This is a genomic window from Campylobacteraceae bacterium (genome assembly GCA_013215945.1).
GTDB lineage: Bacteria > Campylobacterota > Campylobacteria > Campylobacterales > Arcobacteraceae > NORP36.
This window is the reverse complement of sequence record JABSOM010000001.1, coordinates 86,473-112,147: the sequence shown is the minus strand read 5'-3', so window position 1 is coordinate 112,147 and position 25,675 is coordinate 86,473. Positions and strand designations below refer to the sequence as shown.

Annotated in this window: 26 protein-coding genes and 1 other RNA gene; 8 read left to right on the top strand and 19 right to left on the bottom strand. The window is 28.6% G+C overall.

What is annotated here, in order from left to right; genetic code table 11:
• Positions 1 to 451: 451 nt before the first annotated feature.
• From HRT41_00550 to HRT41_00530, 5 genes are all read right to left on the bottom strand, one after another.
• A complete protein-coding gene (locus HRT41_00550) occupies positions 452 to 1,579 on the bottom strand; it encodes a Fic family protein (GenBank protein ID NQY22496.1) in 1,128 nt (375 codons plus the stop codon).
• Positions 1,580 to 1,879: 300 nt separating this feature from the next.
• Positions 1,880 to 2,273, bottom strand: a transfer-messenger RNA (tmRNA) gene (gene ssrA / locus HRT41_00545).
• Between the two features lie 70 nt (positions 2,274 to 2,343).
• Positions 2,344 to 3,906: an autoinducer-2 kinase gene (gene lsrK, locus HRT41_00540; GenBank protein ID NQY22495.1), complete on the bottom strand. Its 1,563-nt coding sequence runs from the start codon at positions 3,904 to 3,906 to the stop codon at positions 2,344 to 2,346.
• A gap of 28 nt (positions 3,907 to 3,934) precedes the next feature.
• A complete protein-coding gene (locus HRT41_00535; protein ID NQY22494.1) occupies positions 3,935 to 5,116 on the bottom strand; it encodes a class II aldolase/adducin family protein in 1,182 nt (393 codons plus the stop codon).
• Between the two features lie 6 nt (positions 5,117 to 5,122).
• A complete protein-coding gene (locus tag HRT41_00530; protein ID NQY22493.1) occupies positions 5,123 to 5,407 on the bottom strand; it encodes an antibiotic biosynthesis monooxygenase in 285 nt (94 codons plus the stop codon).
• Between the two features lie 101 nt (positions 5,408 to 5,508).
• On the opposite strand from HRT41_00530, the gene HRT41_00525 reads away from it, so the two are divergent.
• From HRT41_00525 to ppk2 (HRT41_00505), 5 genes are all read left to right on the top strand, one after another.
• Positions 5,509 to 6,708, top strand: coding sequence for a saccharopine dehydrogenase family protein (locus HRT41_00525; protein NQY22492.1), 1,200 nt, complete (start codon positions 5,509 to 5,511; stop codon positions 6,706 to 6,708).
• A gap of 114 nt (positions 6,709 to 6,822) precedes the next feature.
• Positions 6,823 to 6,987, top strand: coding sequence for a rubredoxin (locus HRT41_00520; GenBank protein ID NQY22491.1), 165 nt, complete (start codon positions 6,823 to 6,825; stop codon positions 6,985 to 6,987).
• The gene (gene nspC, locus HRT41_00515; GenBank protein NQY22490.1) at positions 6,980 to 8,116 is read left to right on the top strand and encodes a carboxynorspermidine decarboxylase; all 1,137 of its coding nucleotides are present in this window, start codon (positions 6,980 to 6,982) and stop codon (positions 8,114 to 8,116) included. The genes HRT41_00520 and nspC overlap by 8 nt, the downstream gene beginning before the upstream one ends.
• Before the next feature lie 9 nt (positions 8,117 to 8,125).
• On the top strand, positions 8,126 to 9,007 hold the full coding sequence (gene ppk2, locus HRT41_00510) for a polyphosphate kinase 2 (GenBank protein NQY22489.1): 882 nt from the start codon (positions 8,126 to 8,128) through the stop codon (positions 9,005 to 9,007).
• A gap of 5 nt (positions 9,008 to 9,012) precedes the next feature.
• Complete coding sequence (gene ppk2 / locus HRT41_00505) at positions 9,013 to 10,119, top strand: polyphosphate kinase 2 (protein ID NQY22488.1); 1,107 nt, start codon at positions 9,013 to 9,015, stop codon at positions 10,117 to 10,119.
• Here the strand turns inward: ppk2 (HRT41_00505) and HRT41_00500 are convergent.
• Complete coding sequence (locus HRT41_00500; GenBank protein NQY22487.1) at positions 10,116 to 11,780, bottom strand: VWA domain-containing protein; 1,665 nt, start codon at positions 11,778 to 11,780, stop codon at positions 10,116 to 10,118. The genes ppk2 (HRT41_00505) and HRT41_00500 overlap by 4 nt on opposite strands.
• A 128-nt stretch (positions 11,781 to 11,908) precedes the next feature.
• Here HRT41_00500 and HRT41_00495 point away from each other — a divergent pair, with 128 nt between their 5' ends.
• From HRT41_00495 to HRT41_00485, 3 genes are read left to right on the top strand one after another with little or no spacing between them, the layout of a single operon-like run.
• Positions 11,909 to 13,210: a trigger factor gene (locus tag HRT41_00495; protein NQY22486.1), complete on the top strand. Its 1,302-nt coding sequence runs from the start codon at positions 11,909 to 11,911 to the stop codon at positions 13,208 to 13,210.
• Positions 13,211 to 13,212: 2 nt separating this feature from the next.
• Positions 13,213 to 13,797 (top strand): ATP-dependent Clp endopeptidase proteolytic subunit ClpP, encoded by a 585-nt coding sequence (gene clpP / locus HRT41_00490; protein ID NQY22485.1) that lies wholly within the window; start codon positions 13,213 to 13,215, stop codon positions 13,795 to 13,797.
• Entirely contained in the window at positions 13,797 to 14,312 is a 516-nt protein-coding gene (locus HRT41_00485) for a peptide deformylase (GenBank protein ID NQY22484.1), read from the top strand. Before clpP ends, HRT41_00485 begins: the two co-directional genes overlap by 1 nt.
• 19 nt (positions 14,313 to 14,331) lie before the next feature.
• On the opposite strand, the gene HRT41_00480 is transcribed toward HRT41_00485, so the two are convergent.
• From HRT41_00480 to HRT41_00420, 13 genes are all read right to left on the bottom strand, one after another.
• Positions 14,332 to 15,375, bottom strand: a complete 1,044-nt coding sequence (locus HRT41_00480) for a hypothetical protein (protein NQY22483.1) — start codon at positions 15,373 to 15,375, stop codon at positions 14,332 to 14,334.
• A gap of 169 nt (positions 15,376 to 15,544) precedes the next feature.
• The gene (locus tag HRT41_00475; GenBank protein NQY22482.1) at positions 15,545 to 16,084 is read right to left on the bottom strand and encodes a pyridoxamine 5'-phosphate oxidase family protein; all 540 of its coding nucleotides are present in this window, start codon (positions 16,082 to 16,084) and stop codon (positions 15,545 to 15,547) included.
• Positions 16,085 to 16,135: 51 nt separating this feature from the next.
• Positions 16,136 to 16,528: a biopolymer transporter ExbD gene (locus HRT41_00470; protein ID NQY22481.1), complete on the bottom strand. Its 393-nt coding sequence runs from the start codon at positions 16,526 to 16,528 to the stop codon at positions 16,136 to 16,138.
• Positions 16,525 to 17,028 carry a MotA/TolQ/ExbB proton channel family protein gene (locus HRT41_00465; GenBank protein ID NQY22480.1) on the bottom strand — a complete coding sequence of 168 codons (504 nt, stop codon included), beginning with the start codon at positions 17,026 to 17,028 and terminating at the stop codon, positions 16,525 to 16,527. The genes HRT41_00470 and HRT41_00465 overlap by 4 nt, the downstream gene beginning before the upstream one ends.
• Positions 17,029 to 17,036: 8 nt before the next feature.
• On the bottom strand, positions 17,037 to 17,768 hold the full coding sequence (locus HRT41_00460; protein ID NQY22479.1) for an energy transducer TonB: 732 nt from the start codon (positions 17,766 to 17,768) through the stop codon (positions 17,037 to 17,039).
• Positions 17,769 to 17,841: 73 nt separating this feature from the next.
• The gene (locus HRT41_00455) at positions 17,842 to 19,731 is read right to left on the bottom strand and encodes a TonB-dependent receptor (protein ID NQY22478.1); all 1,890 of its coding nucleotides are present in this window, start codon (positions 19,729 to 19,731) and stop codon (positions 17,842 to 17,844) included.
• Between the two features lie 140 nt (positions 19,732 to 19,871).
• Entirely contained in the window at positions 19,872 to 20,648 is a 777-nt protein-coding gene (locus tag HRT41_00450; GenBank protein ID NQY22477.1) for an ATP-binding cassette domain-containing protein, read from the bottom strand.
• Between the two features lie 9 nt (positions 20,649 to 20,657).
• The gene (locus HRT41_00445) at positions 20,658 to 21,686 is read right to left on the bottom strand and encodes an iron ABC transporter permease (GenBank protein ID NQY22476.1); all 1,029 of its coding nucleotides are present in this window, start codon (positions 21,684 to 21,686) and stop codon (positions 20,658 to 20,660) included.
• 6 nt (positions 21,687 to 21,692) lie between these two features.
• Positions 21,693 to 22,523: an ABC transporter substrate-binding protein gene (locus HRT41_00440; protein ID NQY22475.1), complete on the bottom strand. Its 831-nt coding sequence runs from the start codon at positions 22,521 to 22,523 to the stop codon at positions 21,693 to 21,695.
• Positions 22,510 to 23,049, bottom strand: a complete 540-nt coding sequence (locus HRT41_00435; GenBank protein NQY22474.1) for a pyridoxamine 5'-phosphate oxidase family protein — start codon at positions 23,047 to 23,049, stop codon at positions 22,510 to 22,512. Before HRT41_00435 ends, HRT41_00440 begins: the two co-directional genes overlap by 14 nt.
• Positions 23,050 to 23,280: 231 nt before the next feature.
• The gene (locus HRT41_00430) at positions 23,281 to 23,943 is read right to left on the bottom strand and encodes a response regulator transcription factor (GenBank protein NQY22473.1); all 663 of its coding nucleotides are present in this window, start codon (positions 23,941 to 23,943) and stop codon (positions 23,281 to 23,283) included.
• Positions 23,944 to 24,104: 161 nt separating this feature from the next.
• Positions 24,105 to 25,178, bottom strand: a complete 1,074-nt coding sequence (locus HRT41_00425) for a HAMP domain-containing histidine kinase (protein NQY22472.1) — start codon at positions 25,176 to 25,178, stop codon at positions 24,105 to 24,107.
• Positions 25,179 to 25,285: 107 nt separating this feature from the next.
• Entirely contained in the window at positions 25,286 to 25,654 is a 369-nt protein-coding gene (locus HRT41_00420) for a response regulator (protein NQY22471.1), read from the bottom strand.
• Positions 25,655 to 25,675 lie beyond the last annotated feature (21 nt).

Genomic DNA, 25,675 nt, shown 5'->3' with positions numbered 1-25,675 from the left:
ATGTTAAGATAATATTATATTAAGGGGTGTTAAGTTGTGTTTAATAAACTGTTAATCATTTATTAATAGTCATATAGTTATTTATTTACCTAGAATCACGTAAAATTAGCAATAATATCTTGATTAAATAATAAATCAATTTTTTAACTTGATTGGATATGTGTTTAATTTCTTTACAATAGTTTTTACTCATAAGAGTATTAAACTAATTGACTTAAGTTTTAAGGGTTTTAAAAAGAGAGTATAAATATTGGATTGTTGGATCTTTTTCAGAGTGTTTAAGTGGAGCTGTAGAGGATTGAACCATGCTTTATAAATGGCTATACATGGGTTTTATTTTCCGTATACCCCTAAAAGTACCCCATAAATATGAAGTTTTTTATTTTAAGGAATAGATCTTTTATCTAATAAAAATATTATCTTGTAGTTTTTGTATCTTAAAAAGTGTATTTTAAGTGCATATTAAATACTTTGTTCCTCTTCCTGCTGTATTTTCTTTTTGATAAATACATTTTTTATCTAATAATTCTTTTATATCTCTTGTTGCAGTTGCCGAACTAGCTTTACTCATACTAATATATTTTGCTTTTGTTAAGTCACCTTCAAAATTATTAACACCTATATCCAAAATTTTATTTAAAACTTTTTGTTGACGTGCATTTAAATTGTCATCTTTATGAATATCCCAAAAATTTGTTTTAATTTTAATATATGTTAATTTATTTAATATTTCATTTATTGATTCTATAAATGTTTCTAAAAACCAAATAAGCCAAGTTGTTATGTCCAAAGGATCTGTTTTCTTTTTAAATCCAGTAGTTGCTTCTAGTGCTTTATAATAGTTTTTTTTATTTTTATTTATTTCTTTTGAAAAAGAATATAGTTTTGAATTAGATGATTTTTCAATTCTAGAGAATACTAGATCTCCAATAGCTCTTGAAATTCTTCCATTTCCATCATCAAAAGGATGAATAACTAAAAACCATAAATGTGCTATTGCTGATTTTATTACAGTATCTTCTGTTTTATTAAACCATGTTAGGAAATTATGAACTTCATCAAAAAGAATATTACTTGGAGGTGCTGTGTAAAATAGTTTTTCACTGCCTGTTCCTCTTGAACTTACAATATTCATTTCACCTTCATCTCTAAAGTTTGCAACATTAATTTTAATACCTTCACTATAACCACTAGGAAATATAGCCGCATGCCATGCAAAAATCTTTTCAATTTCTAGTTCTTGTGAAAAGTTTTTGTTAATGTCAAATTGAATAGAGACTAAATTATCTGTTTTATGTTCTGTATCTTCATATCTATAGTCACCAATCCCAAGTTTTTTTCTTATGGAAGCTCTAACACTTTCTCTTTTAAGATAATCACCTTCTATTGCAGAAGTACTCATTGTTTCATCTATAATCGCTTCTTCTTTAAAATCATCAAGTTTTTCTTTATTAAGTATGCTTAAATATCCACTTAATTTACCTTGTTTATAAGAAGCATGTGTATATAATTTTTCAATTATATCTCTGTCATAGGTAAAATTTGGATAGTTTTTTTGTTCCCAAATCCATCTTTTTATAAGCACTTTTAATCCTTCTCTTCCCATAATTTTATTAATGATGTGTATTTTTAATATTTACACATCATTTTTGATTCGTAATAATAACACAAATGATGCGATAAGTAAAGTTTTGCACATCATAAATGATTCGCAAATTAAATTATACTTATTCAAAAGGAATATATTTTGATTCAAATTTATTTTTAACCATGCATCAATTTTATCTTCTGCTCAAACGATAATTCTTGGACTTAGTTTTATTAAAAAACATATATAAAAAGGTAAATATAAGGAAGTGTTTTTGTTGGATAGTGTTTTTGGTGGAGATGTGGAGGATTGAACTCCAGTCTTAAAACAAATCAAATTAGCGTCTACATGTTTAGTAAAAGATTGATTAATTTCACTTTATAAAAGATCAACCTGCAAGGCTCTTAAAAAGCTAAGATTCTAAATGTTTTCTAAGAAGCAAATCAACTTTCTTAAAATAAGCTATTGGGGGTGAGCCCATTTAGTTCTACCTATATAGCATCAGTAGAATGGACCTCCTAGTCTACGACCCAATAAAGGGGAGTCTAAATTAAAACTTACGCTGCTGCGTAAGCTGGAGAATAATTATTATTATTTGCGTTTAAAAAAAATGAACCGTCTAACGGCATGTTCAGGCCGACATGCAACTAACCCTCTTTGCTCCAATCGATACCATGTCATCCCCGATTGTAGTGTTTGAGTGTTAAAAACGAAGTATAACCTAAAACAACTGAAAGCTTGATGAATCTATTGGCTTAAAGCCCCGGAGCTTTCCACATTGAAGTAGTAAGATTCATATCTACTAGTTTTAATTGCTCTTCATACACTTGAATCCATTTTTCTCTTATTATTCTATAGGTTTGAGTATTTGCTCTGTTTGCTTCATATTTTCTATCCCATTGAACTAATTGAGAGGAGGCGTCTTCTAAACTTGAAAATATTCCAGCTCCAACTCCAGCACTCATAGCAGCACCTAAAGCTGTAGCTTCTGTTACTTTTGGAATCTTGATTGTGCATCCTGTTACATCTGCTAGAATTTGAGGCCATAAAGTGCCTTTACTAGCGCCTCCTGCAAATACTATTTCTGTAATTTCAATTCTTGAGAATTCTTTTATCTTTTCTAAATTTATAGCTGAAACAATACAAGCATTTTCTTCTAAGCTTCTAAACATTGACGCTTTATTACACGTACTAGCATCTAATGAAAGATTAATAAAACTAGGGCTTGCATGATACCACTTGCCGTATTTCATTGAATCTGAAAAGATTGGAATTATGCCGTATGAACCAATAGGTACTTCTTTTGCTTTTTCTTCTAAAATCTCATAAACATCTACATCTTTTTCTTTGGCTTGAAGTTTTTCTAAATCACAAAAAGCATCTCTGAACCATTTCATTACAAGGCCTGAGAAAAAAGTAATTCCTTCAGCTTGAGAAAGTGAAGAAATTACATGAGGGTTTACTCTAATATTCATAGAAGAAGGAGGAGGAGTGTTTTTAGGAATATTTACAATTTGTTGCCAAAAAGAACCGCCTAAGATTGCAACATCTCCCTCTTTTACTACTCCTAAACCTGCACTTCCTAATTGAACATCACCACCACCCATTACTACTTTTGTAAGGGTTTTAAGGCCTGTTAATTCTGCTGCTTCTTTTGTGACATATCCAATAGAAGTACCTGTTTCATAAATAGGAGGAAAAATATCATCTTTTATTCCCGCTTTTTTAGCAAGCTCTTTTTCCCAAGTTCTTTCTTTGAGATTAAAAATACCAGAGGTTCCAGCATTACTAGGTTCGCAGGCTATTACGCCTGATAGTTTGGCTAAAATCCAATCTGAAAGCATGGACATAGTATGCACTTGGGCATAAATCTCAGGTTTATTGTTTTTAAGCCATAAAATACGAGGAAGTGCTCCTAAAGCAAAGGTTTGTCCTGAGATATCGTAGGCATCTTTTTCAAAATACGCATCTTGTTTTTGCAGCTCTTGAACTTCTTTTGAAGCCCTTGAATCTACATTAGCAACTGCCCATAACTCAACACCATTTTTATCGTATAAAACAATTCCTTCTCTCATACTTGTAGCACTTAGAGCTAAAATATCATTGGCATTAATAGACGCTTTTTCTATACATGTTTTAATACAAGATATTACTAAGGGCCAGTTCTTTTGATAATCAAAACTCATAGAATTAGGAATACCACTTTCTTCTAAGTGCATCCATTCTTTTTGCTCCATTGATATCTGATTTCCAATCATGTCAAATAAAACGGCTCTTATACTTCCAGTTCCTGCATCTATTGCTAATAAATATTTCATATTATACTTTCATATTTGATTTTAGAATTTATTTTTTCTTTAATTTAATTTGTTCTAATTCCCAATATTCCATTTCAAAACAATCTTTTAATGAAATGGCTTTATACGCACCTAAATCTGCTGCTTTTAGTACGGCTTCAAGGGTATGAGAAACAATATCATTGATAATTGAAGCTTCTTTTTCATTCTTTCCAAACGTAACCACACCTACATTTTGAATTACTGCATAATTGGGAGCTGGGTTTAAACAAATCTCATCTGTTTTAAAAGACTCAAAGTATTTTTTGTACTCAATAATATAGTTTTGTAACTCTTCTTGAATGTTTTGATTTTCTTCTAATACTAAAGGATTTCTTTTGGTTCTAATAATATGCTCAGGCGTTAATAAACCTTGAGTTACTTTTTCTCTTAGATTATTTTGTGAAGCATAATGCAGTGCAAGTGGACTTTGGTTTATATGTAAAGTAACATCAAAACCTTTTGTTAAAGAAATGGCTTCTTTTAATGTTTCGTAATCAAAGTCATTTGATTTAGGCTCTTTTTCAAGCTTGATACAGGTGTTTTTTTCTAAAAAGTCTTCTGCTAGAGATACTGCCGCAATCATTTTGTCATAAGCTTCTTTTGAATGTTCATCAAAAGTAAATATTCCATGATTGTGTAAGATTATACCTTCACACTTGTCCCAATCATATCCACGTGTATCATCATATATTTGTTTTGCAAGAATAAAACCAGGCATTACATAAGGAATGATTAGGAAGTTAGGATATAACTCTTTTATTAATTTAATTCCATTTGTAGTATTTGAAATAGTTACTACTGCATCTGCATGAGTATGATCTACAAATTTAAATGGAATTAGCGCATGTAAGATTGCTTCAACAGAAGGATTGGGTGCTTCTTTATTTATCATGGCAACTTTTTGTTGAGATACCATATCTTTATCACTTAAGCTTTCAAGTTTTGCCATCTCTAAAAGTACATCCAGTTTAACAGGAGCAAAACCTTCTTCTTTAATAGAAACCAAATCCCAACCGCTTCCTTTTACTAAAAGAATATCTTCTTTATTGATTATTGTTTTAACAGAAGTGTTTCCACCTCCATGAAGTACCAATTCATCTGAACGTCCTAAGAGATTTGAGGTATATACTCTTTGCTCTAAATCACTTTTATAGTTTTTTGCTTCTTCTTGTGTCCATAAATTTTTCATAATTACCTACAGTGTTTCTAATTCTAGAGAGTTTTTGTCTGCACAAAATACTTCAAAATTTGCTTTATAGTGTTTATAATGCGCGCTTATTTTATGTCCATCTAAAGATGCTTCGTTTTCCCATGATTCTAGAACTATGAATTTTTCTTTTTGTGAGTTTACTTGGCAGATTTCGTAAAATAAACAACCTTTTTCGTCTTTTGAGGCTTGTACCATTGTTTTAAGTAGGGCTTTTAATTCTTCTATCTTGTCTTGTTTTGCTATAAATGTTACTTGTTTTGTAATAAGCATAATTAATCTCTCTTATTTTTTCTTTTATTGTAGTAGGTTTTGACTTTAAATTTTATATGGTATTAGCTATAATCGCTCCATGAAACAAATGGAGAATTGACATGAGTAAAAAAGGTATTTTAATTATAGGTGCGGGTGGAGTAAGTAGGGTTGCAACTACTAAGTGTGCTATGAATATCGAGACATTTGAGAATATTACTTTGGCTTCACGAACACTTTCTAAATGTGAAGCTATTAGAGATGATATTAAAAAAAGACAAAATGTACAAATAGAGGTACGACAAATAGATGCAGATGATGTACCTGCACTGGTTTTATTAATAAATGAAATCAAACCAAAACTTGTACTTAATCTTGCATTGCCTTATCAAGATTTAACTATTATGGATGCTTGTATTTCTTGCGGGGTTGATTATGTAGATACTGCTAATTATGAACACCCTGATGAGGCAAGTTTTGAGTACAAAGAACAGTGGGCTAAACATGATGCTTTTAAAGAAAAAAACATTAAAGCTCTTTTAGGCTCTGGTTTTGATCCTGGTGTTACTTCTGTATTTTGTGCATATGCGCAACAAAACTTATTTGATAGTATTGAGTATATAGATATTATGGATTGTAATGATGGAGATCATGGATATGCTTTTGCTACAAATTTTAATCCAGAGATTAATTTAAGAGAAGTTAGTGCAAATGGTAGGTATTGGGAAGAAGGTAAGTGGATTGAAACCAAACCTTTAGAAATACGTATTGAACACGATTATCCTGAAATTGGTGTGAAATCTTCTTATTTGTTATACCACGAAGAACTAGAGTCTTTATGTAAGAATATTAAAGGCTTAAAACGTATTCGATTTTTTATGACTTTTGGTGATTCTTATATACAGCATATGAAGTGTTTAGAAAATGTAGGAATGTTGGGTATTAAAGAAGTAGAACATAAGGGTATGAAAATTGTTCCTATGGAATTTTTAGCTACGCTCTTACCAGATCCTGCATCATTAGGTCCACGAACAGTTGGTAAAACCAATATAGGCTGTATTATTGAAGGCCTAAAAAATGGGGTAAGAAAAAAAGTTTATATTTACAATATTTGTGATCATGAAGAGTGTTATAAAGAGACACTGGCGCAAGCTGTTTCTTATACTACAGGAGTACCTGCAATGATTGGTTCAAAACTTATTTATAATGGTACTTGGGATGGCAAGGGTGTTTTTAATATAGAAGAGTTTGATGCAAATGTATTTATGGATGAAATGATGCATCAAGGTTTGCCTTGGAAAGTTATTGATTTACCCTTGTAATTAAAAACTAGTATGGTAAATAAAGCATCATAATAAAAAACAAGATTAAAATAAAATACTCGTATACTACACATAAGAGTAGTATAGTTCAATATCTTTGTGAAGGAGGATGTTATGCAAAAGTATATTTGTCAAGTCTGTGATTATATTTATGATCCCGAAATTGGAGATGAAGATTCTGGTATTAAAGCTGGAACTGCATTTGAAGATATACCAGATGATTGGGAATGTCCTGACTGTGGTGTAAGTAAAGAGGATTTTAAAATCTATAATGAATAAAGTGTATAAAGACTACAAAGATTTACCAAGTCCCGCTTATATATGTGACCTAAGTTTGTTAGAGAAAAACTTAAAACTTTTAAACCGTATTCAAGAAGAAAGCAATGTGAATATTCTTCTTGCTTTAAAAGGTTTTGCTTTATGGTCCACCTTTGATTTATGTAAAAAGTATTTAAAAGGCTGTTGTGCTTCTGGTTTACATGAGGCGCTCTTAGCTAAAGAAGAGTTTGGAAAAGAAGTACATACTTATTCACCTGCTTTTAACGACGATGAGATTGATGAGGTTTTAGACTTATCCAATCATGTTGTTTTTAATTCTTTTTCTCAGTGGAAACGATACCGTGAAAAAGCCCTAAAAAAAACCTCTTGTGGTTTAAGAATTAATCCCCAATATTCGGAGGTTGTTGTAGATTTATACAATCCTTGTGCCCCTTACTCTAGGTTAGGAATTACAAAAGAAAATTTTGAAGCTGATGAGGTAGAAGGTATTGAAGGTTTGCACTTTCATGCTTTATGTGAACAAAATGTAGATGCGTTGGAAGGTGTATTAAAAGCTTTTGAAAAAGACTTCTCACAATATTTTTCACAGCTTAAGTGGGTGAATTTTGGAGGAGGGCATCATATTACAAGAGATGATTATGATGTAGAAGGACTCATTACACTCTTAAAAAACTTTAAACAAAAATATCCCCACTTAGAAGTTTATTTAGAACCAGGGGAAGCTGTGGGTTGGCAAACGGGTTATTTAATGGCCAGTGTTTTGGATATTGTTTCTAATGATAAAAAAATAGCCATTTTAGACACATCAGCAGAAGCTCATATGCCGGATACGCTGGCTATGCCTTATCGAGCAGATATTAAAGGCGCAGCTTTAAAAGAGGTGAAAAAATATTCTTATGTTCTTGCTGGAAATACCTGTTTAGCAGGGGATATTATTGGTGAATATTCTTTTGATTCTCCTCTTCAAGTAGGAAGTAGAATTATCTTAGAAGACATGATTCATTATACTATGGTTAAAACCACAACCTTTAATGGTATTAAACTGCCTTCTATTATTTTGAAGGAAAATGATTGTTACCGTCTTGTAAACGAATATGGCTACAATGCTTACAAAAGTAGATTATCTTAAAGGAAAAAGATGGGCCAAGAAAAAGATCTTATTAAAAATGATACAAGTAACAATGAAAATTTTCTAAATACTAAAAATAAAAAGTCCAAAGTAAAAAAAGTTCGGATTTGGGTAAAAAAAGATACCTTGGCTTATCAAAATGAATTAAAATCTTTACAAATTGAATTATTGAAACTGCAAAATTATGTAAAAGATAAGGGTTTAAAAGTACTTATGATTTTTGAAGGAAGAGATGCTGCTGGTAAGGGTGGTACGATTAAACGTATTACGGAACACCTAAATCCTAGGGGTGCAAGAGTGGTTGCTTTAGGAAAACCAAGTGATATTGAAAAAACACAATGGTATTTTCAGCGTTATACTGCTCATCTCCCAAGTGCAGGTGAAATGGTGTTTTTTGATAGGTCATGGTATAATAGAGCCGGTGTTGAACCTGTAATGAGCTTTTGTTCATCTTCCGAACACCATGAGTTTTTAAGAGAGGTTCCTGACTTTGAAAAGATGCTGGTTAAATCTGGTATTATTTTATTCAAATTTTATTTTTCTGTTTCTAAAAAAGAGCAGTTAAGACGCTTTAAAAAAAGAGAAACAGATCCTTTAAAACAATATAAACTTTCACCTGTAGATATGGAATCTCAAAAACTTTGGGATAAATATACTGTTGCTAAATACTCTATGTTAATGTCTTCAAATACAGAAGTGACTCCTTGGTCAATAGTACGAAGTGATGATAAAAAGAAAGCAAGAATTAACTGTATTAAACAAATATTATCTCATGTTAAATACGAAAATAGAATTGATAAAAATAAAATAAAAGTAGATCATAAAATTTTAATCTCTGGTACCCAAGAGATAAGTATTATGGAAAAAGAAAATAAATTTACAAGGGCGTAATTAAGATGAACTTAGGCGATTTTGATAAAACAAATTATAGTGGATTATATATTTCTAAAGATACTCATCCAAGTTATGGAAAAAAATATATAGTACGTTTTCAATACAATAAAAAAAGATATGTAAAAGTTTTAGGATTCACTAAAAAAGACAATTTAACAAGAAGAAATGCAGTTAGTCAAATGAAAGAATTTAAAGATTCTGTTTCTGTAAAAGACAGTGTTGCTACAGCACCTATAAATACTGTAACTTCATCCCATCATGATGATGTGATTACAGAGCTTAATGAACTAAAATTATTATTAGGCAATGCTAAAAAATTGGATAAAAAAGCCTTAAAAGAAGGTATTGAAAAACTTTACAATGCAGATGTACTAAAACCCTATCAAATTGAATTAATTAAATTACAAAGTTATTTAGAAACAGCCAATAAAAAACTAATGATTTTATTTGAAGGAAGAGATGCTTCTGGAAAAGGGGGAGCAATTAGACGAATTACACGTTATATGAATAACAAACATTACCGTATTGTTGCTCTTGGTAAACCAACTGAAACACAAAGAAATCAATGGTTTTTCCAGAGGTATGTACAGCATTTTCCAACAAGTGGAGAAGCAGTATTGTTTGATAGGTCTTGGTATAACAGAGCGATGGTTGAGCCTATTTTTGGATTCTGTAGTGAAGAAGAACATGAAATATTTATGGAAGATGTTGTTAATTTTGAGCAAGATCTGGTTCGTCAAAATATGATTTTGGTAAAACTGTACTTTTCAGTATCTAAAGATGAACAAAAAAAGCGTTTTGACCGCCGGATTAATGATCCTTTACGACAATGGAAGTTTTCAGAAGTAGATATGCAAGCGCAAGATTTGTGGCATGAGTTTTCTGAGAAAAAATATGAGATGTTAAGACGAACTAATTCGCGTTCAGCTCCTTGGCATATCATTAGAAGTGATGATAAACATGTAGCACGCTTAGAAGCTATAAAAATCATCTTAAATTCAGTAGATTACGATGGACGAAATCATTCTTTAGACTTTGAAGGCAATGAAGAAGTTAATATCTCTGTTCAAAAAGAACTCATGCAAATGAGAAAAACACAGAACTACTAATACGGCTTCAAAGAATCATTTTCTTGATTCTTTGATTTTACTTTTCGTAATAAAATAGGAACTTGTTTATTCTCGAGTTCTTTTAACCATTTTTTTTCTTCTAAATCAGAAATAGAATCTTTTTGTTCTGCTGATTTTTGTTTTTGTGATTTTTCCTGCTGTTTTTTTTTGTCACTTTTTTCTTCTTTTTTATCTTTAGTGTTTTTCTTATTCTTATCTTTGTTGTTTTTATCTTCTTTTTCTTTATTCTTATCTTTATTTTCTTTCTTATTTTTATTCTTATTTTTATCATTTTGCTTTTTCTTCTTTAGTTCATCAAGGACTTTTTCCAAATTTTCTTTTGTTTCTTTATTTTCCTTTATTTTTAAGGCTTCTTCATAAGATTTTTTTGCTTCTTGTAGTTTATTTAATTTTACATAGCTATTTCCAAGATTATGAAGTGTTTTGTAATTAAGCTCCTTCTGCTCACTTTTAGCTTCTTTGTATAGAGAAATAGCATCTTTGTATAGTTTTTGCTTATACGCAGCATTTCCTTGATTGTAAAGCGCTTCTTTTGATGTGTTTAAACTTTTATAAAGTGTTTGAGCTTTTTTATACTCTTGTTTTTCATAGGCTTCTTTTGCTTCTTGTATGGATGAAAATTCAAAAGTATTGGCATAAATATTGTCATAAGGTAAGCTAAAGAAACTTAGGAAAATAATTGTACGTTTGGGAAAAGAAGAAAAACATAACAATAAGAATAACATTCCAAGTGCTAGAGGATAATAAAAAAGCTCTGTGTAAATTAAGAATTTTTTTGATTGAATACTGTCTTTTTTTATGTTTGTAAAAATATCATTTAAAATAGCATCTATATCGCTGTTATCCAGCGAATAATTTATATATGCACCTTTATTTTGAAGAGAAAGCGTTTTGATATTTTCATTTCTTTTAACCGTAATAATTTCGCCTTTTGTATTCGTTAAATAAGCACCATTTATAGGAATAGGGCTTGGTTTTGATGTTGCAAGTGCCAAGGTATAAAGATTAAGTTTTTTTTCATTGATATAAACTATTTCTTCTTCAAAAGTGTTTTGATTTCCTCCATCGCTTAATAAAATGATATTTTTGTATTGATAATTCTTCAAAAGTTTATTTGAAGCTTCTAACATGGCATAAATATTTGAACCGGCATCAAAATTAAGACCAGAATCAAAATTATTTACAATAAAATTCAAAGAGGTAAAATCTTGTGTAATAGGAGATAAAATAAAAGCAGATTTAGCAAAAATTACCACACCTATTGCATTGGATGAACTTTGTTTAATGATATTAAGCAGTTTTTGTTTTGCCATTTTAAGACGAGATGGAAATATATCTTGGGCTAACATAGATTTTGAAACATCAATTGCTACAACTATTGCATGTACTTCTTGAGAAAGATTTTTTTCTTCTTTATTCATAACCGGACGTGCCAAACTTAAAATAAATAAAAACAAAGTAAACAAGAATAAAATATTTTTAGTTTTTGGACTTAGTCCTGCATTTTTTACTTTTAATTGCTGTAAAATTTTGGGATTAAAAAGTTTTTCAAAAGAGTCTTTTTGTCTCAAAATATAATAAGTCAATAATATCAACGGTAAAAAAGAAATATAAAGTACGTATGAATATAAAAAAGTCAAGAATAATGCCTTAAAAGATAATTTTATTGTTTATAAGATACAAAATATACATATAAAAAATACATTTTATTAAGACTTTAGTAAATCTAAGGTAAAATCGCATAAATTATATTTAATGGAGTAAATTTATGGAATTTAACGCAAAGAAAGTTAATACAGCTAATGCAGTTGTAACTGCAACTATTACTAAGGCTGTTATTGATACAAATATCAATAAATTAGCTAAAGAAGCTGCAAAAACTATGGACATTCAAGGGTTTAGAAAAGGTAAAGTACCTGCACACATTGTTAAAGCCAGATATGGTGATAAACTTGTTAAAGATGCTGAGAGTGATGCTTTAAGAGCTATTTTAAGTGATGCTTTAAAAGAATTAGCAATTGCTGATGATGCTTTAATTGGAGAACCTACAATTTCTAAGTTTGATAAACAAGATTCAGGTGATATTGAAATTGAAATCAAAGTGGCTAACAGACCTCAAATTGATTTAGGTGATTATAAAGGTTTACTTCCAGAAGTTAAACTTAAAAAAGTTGCTAAAAAAGATTTAGATGCTAAATTACAAGAAATCGCTTCTCAAGGTGCAGAATTAACTAAAATAGCTAGAAAAAGAATGGTTAAAGATCAAGATTATACTTTAATTGATTTTGAAGGTTTTGTTGATGGTGTTGCTTTTGATGGTGGAAAAGGTGAAGGTCATTCTTTACAAATTGGTTCAAACTCATTTATTCCAGGATTTGAAGATCAAATCATTGGTATGAAATATGAAGAAACTAAAGATGTTGTTGTTACTTTCCCTGCTGAGTACCAATCTAAAGATTTAGCTGGTAAAGAAGCTACATTCAAAGTAACATTAATTGAAATTCAAGAGAAAAAAGAAGTTGAATTAACAGACGAATTCGCTGCTAAAATGTTACCAGATGAAAAAGATGCTACTGTTGCAACTTTAACTGCTAAAATCGAAGAAAACATGGTTAATGAAACAAAATCTGTATATTACAGAGATGAGTTAAAACCTGCATATTTAGATACTTTAGTTGAAAGTTTAGCATTTGATTTACCAGAATCTGTAGTTGATCAAGAAGTTAATTATGCTTTAAACAATAAAGTTAAAGAATTAAAAGAAGATGAAGTAAAAGCTTTACAAGATGATGCTAAAAAAGTAGATGCGATGAGAGACGATTTACGAGAAGACGCTGCTAAATCAGTAAAAGCTACATTTATTATAGATGCATTAGCTAAAGCTGAAGGTGTTGAAATTAATGATCAAGAAGTATCTCAAGTAATTTATTACGAAGCAATGCAAATGGGACAAAATCCTCAAGATGTATTAAAACAATATCAAGAAGCTGGGTATTTACCAGCTATTAAAATGTCTATGATCGAAGACAGAGTTATTTCAAAATTATTAGATGAAAAATTAGGAAAATAATTATGAGTTACATTCCATACGTAGTAGAACAGACTGGCCGAGGTGAGAGATCTTATGATATCTTCTCACGGTTATTAAAAGATAGAATTATAATGTTAAGTGGTGAAGTAAACGATAGTGTTGCTTCAACAATTGTGGCTCAACTTCTATTCTTAGAAGCTGAAGATCCAGAAAAAGATATCTACTTATATATAAACTCTCCAGGTGGAGTTATTACGAGTGGAATGGCAATTTATGATACGATGAATTATATTAAAGCACATGTTTCTACTATTTGTATAGGGCAAGCTGCTTCAATGGGAGCTTTCTTATTATCAGCAGGAGAAAAAGGTAAACGTTATTCTTTACCACATGCTAGAATTATGATTCACCAACCTTCAGGTGGTGCTCAAGGGCAATCTACTGATATTCAAATTCAAGCGGCTGAAATTCAAAGAATGAAAGACGAATTGAATGCATTAATTGCTTCTCAAACAGGTCAAGAAGTATCTAAAGTTGAAGAAGATACTGAAAGAGATAACTTTATGTCTGCTACTGAAGCTTGTGCATATGGTTTAGTTGATGAAGTGATTACAAGCCATAAATAATGATTAAAGAAGTTTTAACCTATCCCAATCCTATCTTGCGGAAAAAATCCCAGGATGTTTTGGTTTTTGATGAAAAATTGCATGCATTATTAGATGATATGTATGATACGATGATGGAATACGCAGGCGTTGGTCTTGCTGCTATTCAAATATCTGTGCCTTTAAATGTTCTTATAATTTCTTTACCCAATGAAGAAGATTTTCAAGATAAAGAAGATTTAATTGAAGCTATTAATCCTAAAATTACCCATAAAGACGGAGAACAAATTTCTCAAGAAGGGTGTTTAAGTATTCCTGGTTTTAATGAAGATGTTAAAAGAGCCCAGCATATTGTGTTAGAATATTATGATAGAAATGGCAAACTTATAAAAATTGAAGCCGAAGATTTTCCAGCTGTTGCATGGCAACACGAAATGGAACATTTATCGGGACATGTTTTTATTGAAAACCTATCTGTAACCAAACGAAAAAAGTTTGAAAAAGATTGGAAAAAAGAAATGAAGAATAAAAAGTAAAACTTTTTATTCTTTTTTTTTATGCTTTAAAATTTAAAGCAGATACTATTCCTGCTTTAGTTCCCTCATTATTAATAAAAATACTCGAAGATTGTAATTGTGCAATACTGTTACTTAAATCTTTTTTATATTCAAAACTTGAAGTAATATCATTTAAATAAATAGCTCCTATATCTGCATGAGATAAAGTAATCAGTTCATTTTTTTCTTCTGATCTGCTCCATATTTTTAAATTTTTATATATTGAATCATTTTCATCTATAAAATTATTACCATCTTCATCATAGGCTCTTAATTCTTCAAAGCCTAAATTTGTACTAGGACCAAAGAGTTCACTTCCATTGTCAATCTTATTGTTATTGTTTTTATCCAAAGCTAAATAACCAATACCTTCTTTAAGCATAGGAATATTGTTCATTTCTCCATCATTGTTTAAATCAAATTCAAAACTCATATTACTTAAAGAATCAAAGCCTGCATCATCATTGCCATAATTGATTACTAAAGGATCAAGAACTACCATTTCTTCATAAGAAAGCATGGTATGGTGTTTTTCGTAAAATTCTTGTGTAAAAGAAATATCTAAATCTATATTGATTGTTTTATCATTGTTAGTTACAGCAATGCTACTTTTAAAATCAATAGTCGTTTTGCTGTAGTATTCAATAGTACTTTCAAACTTAAAAGAGGATTTTATTGCATCAATGTCAGGCATTTCTGTAGCGCTTTGATTATTTTGATCGTTTTGTGTTTCTTGCATGCACATACAAGATCCATCAAGAGGAAAAAGTTTTTGTTTTTCATCCTTTTTCAGAAAAGTTTGCATTATAATTTCTATTAGAAATTTTTGAACATAATCTTTTATGCTTAAGTTTTGTTCATTGTTTGTTATTTCAGACATATTTGTTTCTATGTTTAATGCTTGTAATTCCTTCGAACTTTCTTTTTGTCTTAATTGTAAAAGATCTTGTTTGAAATTATGAATAGCATTTACCTGTACTTCCATACTTGACTCTTTTGAACTCTTTGAGCTCATTTCTATTTGTGAAGATAGGATTGTCATATATTCTCCTTTCTTTTATCATAGGAAAATTTATAAAAATTAACCAGCAAAATAATAAGAAAAATAGGAATATTTTAGAAAAAAAGAAAAAATTAAGTTAAATTTAAGAATTGATTATAATAAGAATAAAGAGCTAAAGGCATATAAAATGCCTTTAACGTGGGGATAACTACTTGTTTTCACCTTTTTTAAGTCCATGTGCATGTGACTTTGAATGACCCTTGTCATTTAATTCTAGGCTTTTTCTATCACTTGCAATTTTATATGCCGCTCCAAAACCTAAAACAAAGTTTCCATCTTTTGGACTTAGTTTATAAAAACGTGAATCTTTCATCATTGAGAAAAAAGATACTTTCTCACCAAATCTTTCTTTGAATAAGTTATGAATCTTTTCTTCTCTTTCATCGTTTTGCTCAAATGCACTTGCATCTGCTTTAAAGTACATTCTTCTTCTTGCATAAATATGATCTGTTACACTTTCATCTTCTAAAAACATGATATGTGCTTTACCTGTTGCGCTCATATTGTGTGAATGATTAACAGCAGTAGAAATAAATACGTAAAAGTTACCTTCTTCATCTTCAACATAAGGAGAATAAGAAACGAAAGGTTCTCCTTCTTTGTTTACAGTTGATAATAATACAGATTGAATATTATTTAAAAAAGGAACAAGTTCTTTTTGAGCATCTTCTATAGTAGTTCTTTGCATAATTAGCCTTTAGTAGTTTTAAGGAGTGTACTAAAATTGTGCTTAAGATATTTATGGATTTTTAATTTTATTAGTAATTAATGATATGTTATTTAGTTCATGTTTTTGCAAAGAGTCAAGAATATTTATAAGATTTTCATAAGGTGTTTTTTTATCTATTCTTAGTTGAATAGAGGAGTTTTTATTTTTAATATTTTCTAATTCTTTATTTAGTATATCTTTGCTAATTTTTTTTCCATTTAATGCGATTGTATTGTTTTTAAGTTCAATAATAAATTCTTTTACATTTGTAACTTTTAGTTTTGTACTAGAAGAGGGCAAAGATAAATTAAGGACTAATTCCTCTTTTTTTATAACAGAAGAAACAATAAAAAAGATTAATAAAATAAAAACAACATCAATTAAAGGCGTTAGATCGGGAACTAACATTTCTCTTTTTCTCATAGTTTATTTATCACACTTTCTTCAATACTGTGTTCAAGTTTATTTAAAGAAGAAATAAAATAATTATAAGCTATATAATGAGGAATAGATACAATAAGTCCAGCTACAGTCGTAATTAACGCAATAGAGATTCCAGCTGAAAAAATACTTGGATTTCCTAATCCTAGTTTTGATATAGCATCAAAAGAGTTCAATACTCCAATAACAGTTCCTAATAAACCAAGTAAAGGAGAAATGGATGCAATTATTTTAATTGTATTTAATCCTGTTTCTAAGTCGTAAATTTCTTTGTTAAGAAGATTGTTAAAAGAACGTTCCTCAAACTTATTTGTACTTAGGGAGAGTTTATTTACAATATGTTCTACAATAAGTCTTTTTTTAAATTTAATTAATGTAAATACAATTAATTTCCACAAGATGATGGTAAAACCAAGAATATTTAAAAATATTAGTATATATACTATTATTCCACCTCTTTGTATATAGTCTAATATTTCCATTTATTCTCCTAAGAATTTTTGATTATAAACGAAATGGGTATCGTTATTTTTAATGTTTTTTTATTGAGTGCTTTTGGTATTGGCTCAAATTTTATGATTTGTTGTATGGTTAATAAAGCAGCTTTATTTAATCTTTTGTAAGATGATTTTGTTTTTAAATATAAAGAATGAATGCTACCATTTTTATGAATATCAAATTCTACAACAACTGTTCCTTCTTGTTGTAAACGTCTTGCTTTTTTTGGATATTGTTTGTTTTTTTCTATTTTTTGTTGAATTTTAGAGAGATAATTTTCTTTTATTTTTTTCTTTTCGTTAGAAGATAGGATTTCTTTTTTTGTGGTTTTTTGCAGTAAATTTTTTACCATTTTTTCTTCTATTATTTGTTTATTAATTTTTTTAAGTGTTTTTGTTACGATCTTTTTTTTATGAGGAGCTTTATTTGTTTTTTTTACTTCAAAATCTTTTTTAATATTTTTTATTACTTTTCTTTTTGCATTTTTCACTAACTTTTTTTCACTAACTTTTTTTTGTTTAAGAAGTTTAGCACTGTGTTCTTTTTTTATTTCTTCTTTTATGTGTTTTTTTTCTTCAAGATAATTTGTTTGGAAGGATATTTTAAAAATATTTTGCTTAGGTATTACTATACTATCTTCTGTTTTTTTCATAGTTATAAAAAAACTTGCATGTAAACACATAACAGTAGTAAAACATAAAACTAAGGTGAATTTATTTTTCATAAGTGTATTCTATAATAGTATTGATAATAATAATCTTAATCATAAAATAGATAAGCAAAAGCTTATCTATTTTTTAGAAACTGTAATCAAGTCCTACATAAAGTAAACGACCTTTAATATTATAATCGCTCTCATCACTTAAAATTTTATTGCTTAAGTTATCAACACCTACTTTTCCTGAGAAACTTTTTGTAAAGTTTTTTGAAAATTGTAAGGAATAAGTAGTATAACCACCTAAGGGATCAGATGAAGTATCTAATTGACTTCCTGTATAATTAAGATGCATATTTGAATGAATACCATAAGGAAGAGCATAGGATAGATTCATAGCTACATTTTGTTTTGGTTTTCTTGTTAATTCTTTATTGGTATCTTTATTTTTTGTTCTTAAATAATCATAAGCAATACTTACATCAAGATCTTGAAATAAGTCTTTTTGTGAATATTCTAGTTCAATTCCACTCATTGTTGATTTATTAATGTTTGAGTACTGATTAACTGTAGGAGAAGTACTAATCACTTTAGATGAAATTAAATCTTTTACATTTGTATAAAAAATTGCTGATTTGAAAGATATATCATTAAAATAAAATTCGTATCCCAGTTCGTAGGTATCAGATTTTTCTGCTTTTAAATTGTCATTACCTTGATAAAAGGTACTAGGACCATGGCCTACTTTATAACTTGATGAGTTTTCCGTTACGGTAGGTGCATTAAAACCATGACCATAAGATGCTTTTAATTTATGATTTTCATTTATGCTGTATACAATATTAGCTTTTGGACTTAGTTCTGCTCCAAAACGTTCATGTTTATCATAACGTGTGCCAAGCGTTAAAACTAAAGCATCATTAACTTCAATTTCATCTTGTACATAAGCAGACTTGTAAGAAATTTTATCACTAAAATCACCAGTAGAACTTGTATCATATACTTTATCGTATGCTTCTGTTCTGTACTCTAATCCTGCAATAATGAATTGATTATCAAATATATCTATAGCAAATTCAGTATTTAAAACACTGTCTTTTAATTCATGTGTATAATTATATTGATCTGTATGGGAATCAGATTGATTAATATAATATTTAATGTCCATAGTAAGATCTGAAAAGTTCTTTTTATAAGCAAGGGAATAATTTGTTTTGTTTATCTCATAGTATTCATCGTAAAATGTTGTAATTCCTGTATGTCCAGGTGTAACAGTATTGCTTCTAATTTCTTTTCCTCTTAAATAAGAAGCAGAAATATTTTGAGTATTATCAATCTTATAATCCAAATCTAAAAGAATGTTTTTTATTTTTTTTCCTTCTCTTAGAATTTTTGTATTATCACTTTTTTTGTATGTTGCTTTTATTTCTTTGTTTTCAGCAGCTAAAGAAAGTTTTAATTTCTTAGAAATTTTACCTCCTAAATTTAAAGAAATATCTCTTTCATTTCCACCATTGGCTGAACTGTTTGCTCCTAAAAGTGAAATTCCTCCATGAAAATTTTCATTGGATTTTTTGGTAATAATATTTATTACTCCTCCAATTGCTTTTGAACCATAGATTGAACTCATAGGGCCTCTAATAATCTCTATTTTTGCAATACTGTTAATTGGTACCCAATTGTATTGAAAATCTGAGTGAGAAATTTGTGCATCTGTTCCTGAAATTCTTTTACCATCAATTAGTATAAGGGTATGTTTACTTTGAGCCCCTCTAATTGAAATAGATTCTCTTCCTGATATTGAACTTGAATTTACTCCCAAACTTACACCTACGGTTTGTACTAAAATATCTTGTACAGAAGATACATGCATTTGTTTAATTTGCTCTTGGGTAATAACAGTAATACTGCCTGCTGTTGTTTCCACGTTTTGTTTAGTTTTTGCTGTAACTATAACTTTTTCTAAATTATTTGCCTGTAATAATGTAGATGATAGAATTGTACTTAATACAATACTTTGTAATTTTTTCATTCTGCTTTCCTTTTGATACTAATTTTGATAATTAATATTGATATATTTTCAATAAGATTTAAGAAATTGAAAATAAATATACTAATTATTAATTAATTTGTTGAATTATAATATTTAATTAATAATGATTCTCTTAATCATTAAAGAGAATTCACTAAAATTGTTTTATTTAATGTTTTTGAATAAATAAAATCACTTTTTACATGAAATATTTCATAAATATGTTCACTGTTTAATATTTCTTTTGTTTTTCCTTTGTATTTAATTTCTCCTTCTTTCATCATAATAATTTCATTTGAATAGTGATAGGCTTGGTTTAAATCATGTAAAATTGCACAAACTCCAATGCCTAAGTCTTTAACCAGTTCTTTGCTTAATTCTAAAATTTTGTACTGGTAATAAATATCTAAATTCAAAGTGGGTTCATCCAAAAAAAGATATTTTTCTTTTAAAGGGCTTACATAAATTTGAAGCACTACTCTTGCTAATTGTACTTTTTGCTGCTCCCCACCCGAAAGTACTTGATAATCTTTGTATTCTAAGGATGAGATGTCCAGTTTATTAATAATATAAGCTAAGAGTTCTTTTTTCTTTTTATACTCAAGCTCATAAGAATATAAACCCATTTCAATAATCTCTATGGCTTTAAAACTATAAGGAAATGAAAAAGATTGATTTAAAACGGATCGTTTTAAAGCTAATTCTTTTGGCGAATAAGAAGCGATATCTTTTTTATCTAAAAAAATACTGCCATCAAATAAAGTTATAGCACCATTAATGCTTTTTAACAAAGAAGATTTTCCACAACCATTTGGGCCTACAATAGCTAAAAAGTTATTGGCTTTTATATCTAAAGAAATATCTTTTAGTATGCTTTTTTTTTGTATTTTATACGTTAAGTTTTTAATTTCATACATTATTGTTCTTTATAGTAAAGTATTTTGTTTGTTTTTCATAAGTAAAAATAAGAAAAATGGAGCACCTAATATTGCAGTAATAATACCAATAGGCAGTTCAGCAGGAGAAATAATACTTCTGGCTATTGCATCTGCCCAAATAAGAATAAAAGCTCCAAGTAGGGCACTTAGTGGTAAGAGGTACTTATGATTTGAGCCTACAATTGCTCTTGATATATGGGGTACGACAAGGCCTACAAAACCAATAATTCCACAAAAAGCAACACTTGCCCCAATAGCTAAAGATACACATACAATTATTTGTTTTTTTAAGCGCTCTGTATTAACACCTACATTTTTAGCTTCTTCTTCTCCTAATAAAAGTAAGTTTAACTCTATTTTTTTATTCATTGCAAAAAAACAAACAAAAAGTACAATAGGAAAAATCACCATAATATTAAGCATTTCTCCATTGGCCAAACTTCCCATGGTCCAAAAAGTAAAACTTCTTAACTCTTCATCGGTACTAACATAAGAAAAAAGTCCAATAAGTGCACCTAATAAAGAATTAATTGCAATTCCAGCTAAAAGCATAATGGTAACGGCTACTTTATTATAAATTGTTGCTAATTTATAAATAGCAGCAATAGTAATAATAGCACCAAAAAATGCACTTAATGGAAGTGAAAAATAAGACAAAGTACCTTGGGTGAAAATAAGAGGTAAATAAGAACCCAACATCATAAACAAGACAACGCCTGCTGATGCTCCTGCTGATACTCCAATAATGGAAGGATCAGCTAAAGGGTTTCTAAATAATGTTTGCATCATAGTCCCAGATACCCCAAAAGCAATACCTACAAGTAAGCCTAAGAGTATTCTGGGAATTCGTATATCAAAAAGTACTTTATGATTAATCATATTTTCTTCAGGCTTTAAAAGAGTATTTATTATCTCAGAAAAGCTTATATCAAAAGCTCCAATGCTAATGTTAATAATAAAAGACGCAATCAATATAAATAATACAAAGAGTAAAATTATTTTTTTATTTTTTTTCATTGATTTTTATTTGCAAAAAGTTAATTCATTTTTATTTAACATGCACGTTAAAGAACTTAAGGCTTCATCTATTCTTACGGTGAACCCAGAAATTAATAACATGTCCATAGAAAATATTTGTTTATTTATTCCTGCACTTGTAGCCAAAATACTGTGATCTTTTAAATTATCTTTATTTTTTTTATTTGAAAAGATAATAACATCGGGATTCATTTGCAGAATTGATTCTTCAGAAATAGTAGTGAATTGTTTAAAAGTTACTGCATTAATTCCACCTGCAAGTTTAATCATTGTTCCTGCTTTTGTTTCTTTTCCTGCTGCCATCATCATTCCATTTCTTCTGTTTAAAATGAAAAGAACTTTTGGTTTTTTTGTAAGTTTTGCAATGTGAGCATCTAAGATAGAAATGTTTTTTTCAATTCTATTAATAATTCTTTGTGCTTTTTCTTTTTCATTTAAAGCAAGAGCAACTTGCATTATTTTCTTTTTTGCTGATTCTATACTTGCCCCATCAGAAATAAAATGTGTTGTAATACCGTATGAGGGAAGTACACTTAAGAATTTTTTAGGTTTGGATCTTTCACTTGCTAATACCATAGTTGGTTTTAACGATAATATTCCCTCTTTTGGTAATTGCAACCAATATCCGATTTTAGGAATATCTTTTACAATTTCTTTTGGGTAAATACTGGATAAATCAATACCAATTAAATCACCCTCATGCCCCAAAGCAATTGCAGTTTCAGTGATACTACCTCCCACAGTTACTAGTCTATGTTCTTTTGCACCAAGAAGAGTAAGACTTAAAATGAATAAAAGAATTTTAAACTTTTGCATGTTTTTTTAATCCCTCTTCATGTGATGATGAATGTCCTTTATCATTTAATGAAAGGATTTTTCTATCAGGAGATATTTTGTAAGCAGAACCAAAACCCAAAACTAAATTTCCATTATATGGACTTAGTTTATAAAATCTTGAATCTTTCATCATTGAAAAAAAGGATACTTTATCTTGAAATTTTTCTTTAAATAAGCTGTGAATTTTTTCTTCTCTTTCATCGTTTTCTTCAAACTTTTGTGCATCTGCTTGAAAATACATTCTTCTTCTTGCATAAATATGCTCACTCTTACTTTCATCTTCCAAAAACATAATATGTGCTTTTTTAGTGGCATTCATATTGTGAGAATGAGCAACAGCAGTAGATATAAAGATGTAAAAGTTTCTTTCCTCGTCTTCAACAAAAGGAGAATAAGAAACAAAAGGTTCTCCTTCTTTACTTACGGTTGATATATTAATTGATTGCATATTGTTTGTAAAAGAGTCTAATTCTTTTTGGGCTTCTTCATTTGAAATACGTTTCATTGTTTATCCTTCTAATTTCTTAGAATTCTAACAAATCTATACTTTGATAGTAATTATTAATATTGATAAATGTAAAAAAAGTGTTTTGGAAAGAATGTCGAAGCGAGAGAAGTATTTTAAGTTCGCGCTTAATATATTTCGAAATATTAGGAGTTGTACTTCGACATAATTTTTTGTTATATTAAATAACTGGGATATTATATTACATTCAAATGTAGTTAGCGTGTAGTATCAAGCTATTTTAAGCATATATCCCAAGCCTTTTATTGTTTCTAAACTTGAGTCATTTAGGATTTTTCTTATGTTTTTTATATAGGTTCTAATTGTGGCAATTGAGGGTTCTTTTGAATAATCCCAAATATTAATAATAAGTTCATCAATAGAAATCAGTCTGTTTTTATTTAATAATAAATATTTTATAATTTCAGCTTCTTTTTTTGGTAATTTGACTTCTAAGAGATCTTTAATAATAGACATGTTCTTTAAATTAAATTGTATGTTTTTGTTAATAGTTAATATTTTTTTAGACTGAATATTGAACATTTCTTTTATATATTCAATTCTAATTTTTAATTCCTCAAGTTTAAAAGGTTTTCTTATAAAATCATTTCCCCCATTTTCATAAGCAATTTTAAAATCACTGATATTAGTAGAGCTACTTATAAAAATTATTGGAGTTTTAAATCCTGCTTCTCTAAATTCTTGAAGAATTTTTAAACCGTTAAGTTGTGGTACATTTATATCAAATATTAATAAGTCAAACTTATCTGAATAAAGCAATTCTTGTGCCTCGTTTCCTGCATAAACAATAGTTGTATCATAAGAGAGTTTTTTAAAGTATTCCGAAATTATATCTGCAAGGGTAAAATCATCTTCAAGTAATAATATTTTCATAAAAATTTTCCTTTAGCTTATAAAGCCAAAAAGATTATACTCCTACTTGAATAAAATGTAGCTTACTTACCTAAAGTATTGTAATGAATATTAATGTATATTAGTATAGAAATAAGGATTGACAAGCTAATTAATATAAAAATTCCAAATAAAATAGATTTTTATAAAAATAAAGTAAAAGAAGTACCTTCTTTTAGTTGTGAAGTAATCTCAATTTTAATACCATATTTTTTACAAATAAGATGTACAATTGAAAGTCCTAAACCAAAACCACCTTCTTCCATCGTACCTCTAAAAGACCTTTTAAACACATCTTGTAGTTTCTCTTCTTCAATTCCAATACCAGTATCTCTTATTTCAAGGCTATTATTTTTCAAAGTAATAATAACAGAGCCCGCAAATTTATTGTATTTAATAGAATTAGATATTAAATTATTTATTAATCGTATAAATTCATTTTTATTCATTGAATAATAGGTGTGTTCTAAATTAGAAGTAATTTTAATTCTTTTTTGTTTTATAAGTGGCTGAAAATATTCTAACTGTTCTGTTATCAGTTCATTTAAACAAAGGTTTTCTAGGAATAGTTTTTCGCTCTTATTTTCAAGAAAAATATAGGACAAGTCTTGATATATTTCAGACGCTCTAGTAGCACTTGATCTGATTCTTTCAATTTGTTTTTCACTTATATCTGTATTTTCAGAAGACATCAAAATAGCAGTAATGGGGGTATTTAACTCATGTGTTGCATCTTTCACAAAATTGCTTAAGCGTATTTTTTCGTTTTTTAGTGGTTTTAAAAAACTTTTTATTAAAAAGTATATTAAAACAGATGTAAGAGAATAAATAATAAGAAAAAGAAGAATTATCTTTAATTTTAAAACAGAAACTTTTTTAAAATAAGTATTTTCTTTGAGAAGAATATACTTGATAGAAAAATGTTCAAGAGCATAATCATTAAGAAAAATAATATGTTCTTTTTGAAAGATAATATCTTTTGAGAAGTTTATATGATTTTCTAAGGTTCCGAATATTTTTTCTTTTTTTTCATTATACAAAGAAATAGAAAATTCTTTTGAGTTTAAAAGCTTAATGTCTTTAATTGGATCTTTGTTTTTATCTGCGAAAGATATTTTTGATTTTATATCTCTAATTAAGCTATTTGCATTTGTTTTACTTAGATTTAAATAGTGTTCTTTTTTGTTCTCATAATACGAAAAAGCAAGAACAGACATAAAAAATAAAGAAGAGAGTAAATAAAGAGCGAGGAATTTTATTCTGGTACTTTGTTCAATACATTTAGAAGTTATAACTTACTCCTTTTTGAGTATAGTTTAGTGATTTATGCAACATTAGAAAGTATTTGTATTTTTTTGATTCGTGCATCTAGGTCTTTTAATTCAAAAGGTTTTTTCAAATAATCATTACAAGGTGAATTGATATCTTTTTTTGTATCTTGAAACATAGTGGTGGAGGTTATAAAAATTGCAGGAGTTTGTATATCTTGATCTCTTAATGTTTTTAATAAATTACAACCATTTATATTAGAAACATTTACATCTATTATTAATAAGTCAAAACTTTGTTCATGAAGCACTTTTTCTACTTGAATTGCACAACAAGATGATATCACTTCGTGTTTGTTTTTTTCTAAGTGTTCAAACATTATTTCATTTAACATTGCATCATCTTCTAATAATAATATCTTCATTCTAAATCCTTGGGCAATTTT

What these genes read in the sequence shown, in the direction of transcription:
- lsrK (NQY22495.1), bottom strand. Translation starts at nt 3,906, where the DNA reads ATGAAATATTTATTAGCAATAGATGCAGGAACTGGAAGTATAAGAGCC.
- HRT41_00535 (NQY22494.1), bottom strand. Translation starts at nt 5,116, where the DNA reads ATGAAAAATTTATGGACACAAGAAGAAGCAAAAAACTATAAAAGTGAT.
- HRT41_00530 (NQY22493.1), bottom strand. Translation starts at nt 5,407, where the DNA reads ATGCTTATTACAAAACAAGTAACATTTATAGCAAAACAAGACAAGATA.
- HRT41_00525 (NQY22492.1), top strand. Translation starts at nt 5,509, where the DNA reads ATGAGTAAAAAAGGTATTTTAATTATAGGTGCGGGTGGAGTAAGTAGG.
- HRT41_00520 (NQY22491.1), top strand. Translation starts at nt 6,823, where the DNA reads ATGCAAAAGTATATTTGTCAAGTCTGTGATTATATTTATGATCCCGAA.
- nspC (NQY22490.1), top strand. Translation starts at nt 6,980, where the DNA reads ATGAATAAAGTGTATAAAGACTACAAAGATTTACCAAGTCCCGCTTAT.
- ppk2 (NQY22489.1), top strand. Translation starts at nt 8,126, where the DNA reads ATGGGCCAAGAAAAAGATCTTATTAAAAATGATACAAGTAACAATGAA.
- ppk2 (NQY22488.1), top strand. Translation starts at nt 9,013, where the DNA reads ATGAACTTAGGCGATTTTGATAAAACAAATTATAGTGGATTATATATT.
- HRT41_00495 (NQY22486.1), top strand. Translation starts at nt 11,909, where the DNA reads ATGGAATTTAACGCAAAGAAAGTTAATACAGCTAATGCAGTTGTAACT.
- clpP (NQY22485.1), top strand. Translation starts at nt 13,213, where the DNA reads ATGAGTTACATTCCATACGTAGTAGAACAGACTGGCCGAGGTGAGAGA.
- HRT41_00485 (NQY22484.1), top strand. Translation starts at nt 13,797, where the DNA reads ATGATTAAAGAAGTTTTAACCTATCCCAATCCTATCTTGCGGAAAAAA.
- HRT41_00480 (NQY22483.1), bottom strand. Translation starts at nt 15,375, where the DNA reads ATGACAATCCTATCTTCACAAATAGAAATGAGCTCAAAGAGTTCAAAA.
- HRT41_00475 (NQY22482.1), bottom strand. Translation starts at nt 16,084, where the DNA reads ATGCAAAGAACTACTATAGAAGATGCTCAAAAAGAACTTGTTCCTTTT.
- HRT41_00470 (NQY22481.1), bottom strand. Translation starts at nt 16,528, where the DNA reads ATGAGAAAAAGAGAAATGTTAGTTCCCGATCTAACGCCTTTAATTGAT.
- HRT41_00465 (NQY22480.1), bottom strand. Translation starts at nt 17,028, where the DNA reads ATGGAAATATTAGACTATATACAAAGAGGTGGAATAATAGTATATATA.
- HRT41_00460 (NQY22479.1), bottom strand. Translation starts at nt 17,768, where the DNA reads ATGAAAAATAAATTCACCTTAGTTTTATGTTTTACTACTGTTATGTGT.
- HRT41_00455 (NQY22478.1), bottom strand. Translation starts at nt 19,731, where the DNA reads ATGAAAAAATTACAAAGTATTGTATTAAGTACAATTCTATCATCTACA.
- HRT41_00450 (NQY22477.1), bottom strand. Translation starts at nt 20,648, where the DNA reads ATGTATGAAATTAAAAACTTAACGTATAAAATACAAAAAAAAAGCATA.
- HRT41_00445 (NQY22476.1), bottom strand. Translation starts at nt 21,686, where the DNA reads ATGAAAAAAAATAAAAAAATAATTTTACTCTTTGTATTATTTATATTG.
- HRT41_00440 (NQY22475.1), bottom strand. Translation starts at nt 22,523, where the DNA reads ATGCAAAAGTTTAAAATTCTTTTATTCATTTTAAGTCTTACTCTTCTT.
- HRT41_00435 (NQY22474.1), bottom strand. Translation starts at nt 23,049, where the DNA reads ATGAAACGTATTTCAAATGAAGAAGCCCAAAAAGAATTAGACTCTTTT.
- HRT41_00430 (NQY22473.1), bottom strand. Translation starts at nt 23,943, where the DNA reads ATGAAAATATTATTACTTGAAGATGATTTTACCCTTGCAGATATAATT.
- HRT41_00425 (NQY22472.1), bottom strand. Translation starts at nt 25,178, where the DNA reads ATGTCTGTTCTTGCTTTTTCGTATTATGAGAACAAAAAAGAACACTAT.
- HRT41_00420 (NQY22471.1), bottom strand. Translation starts at nt 25,654, where the DNA reads ATGAAGATATTATTATTAGAAGATGATGCAATGTTAAATGAAATAATG.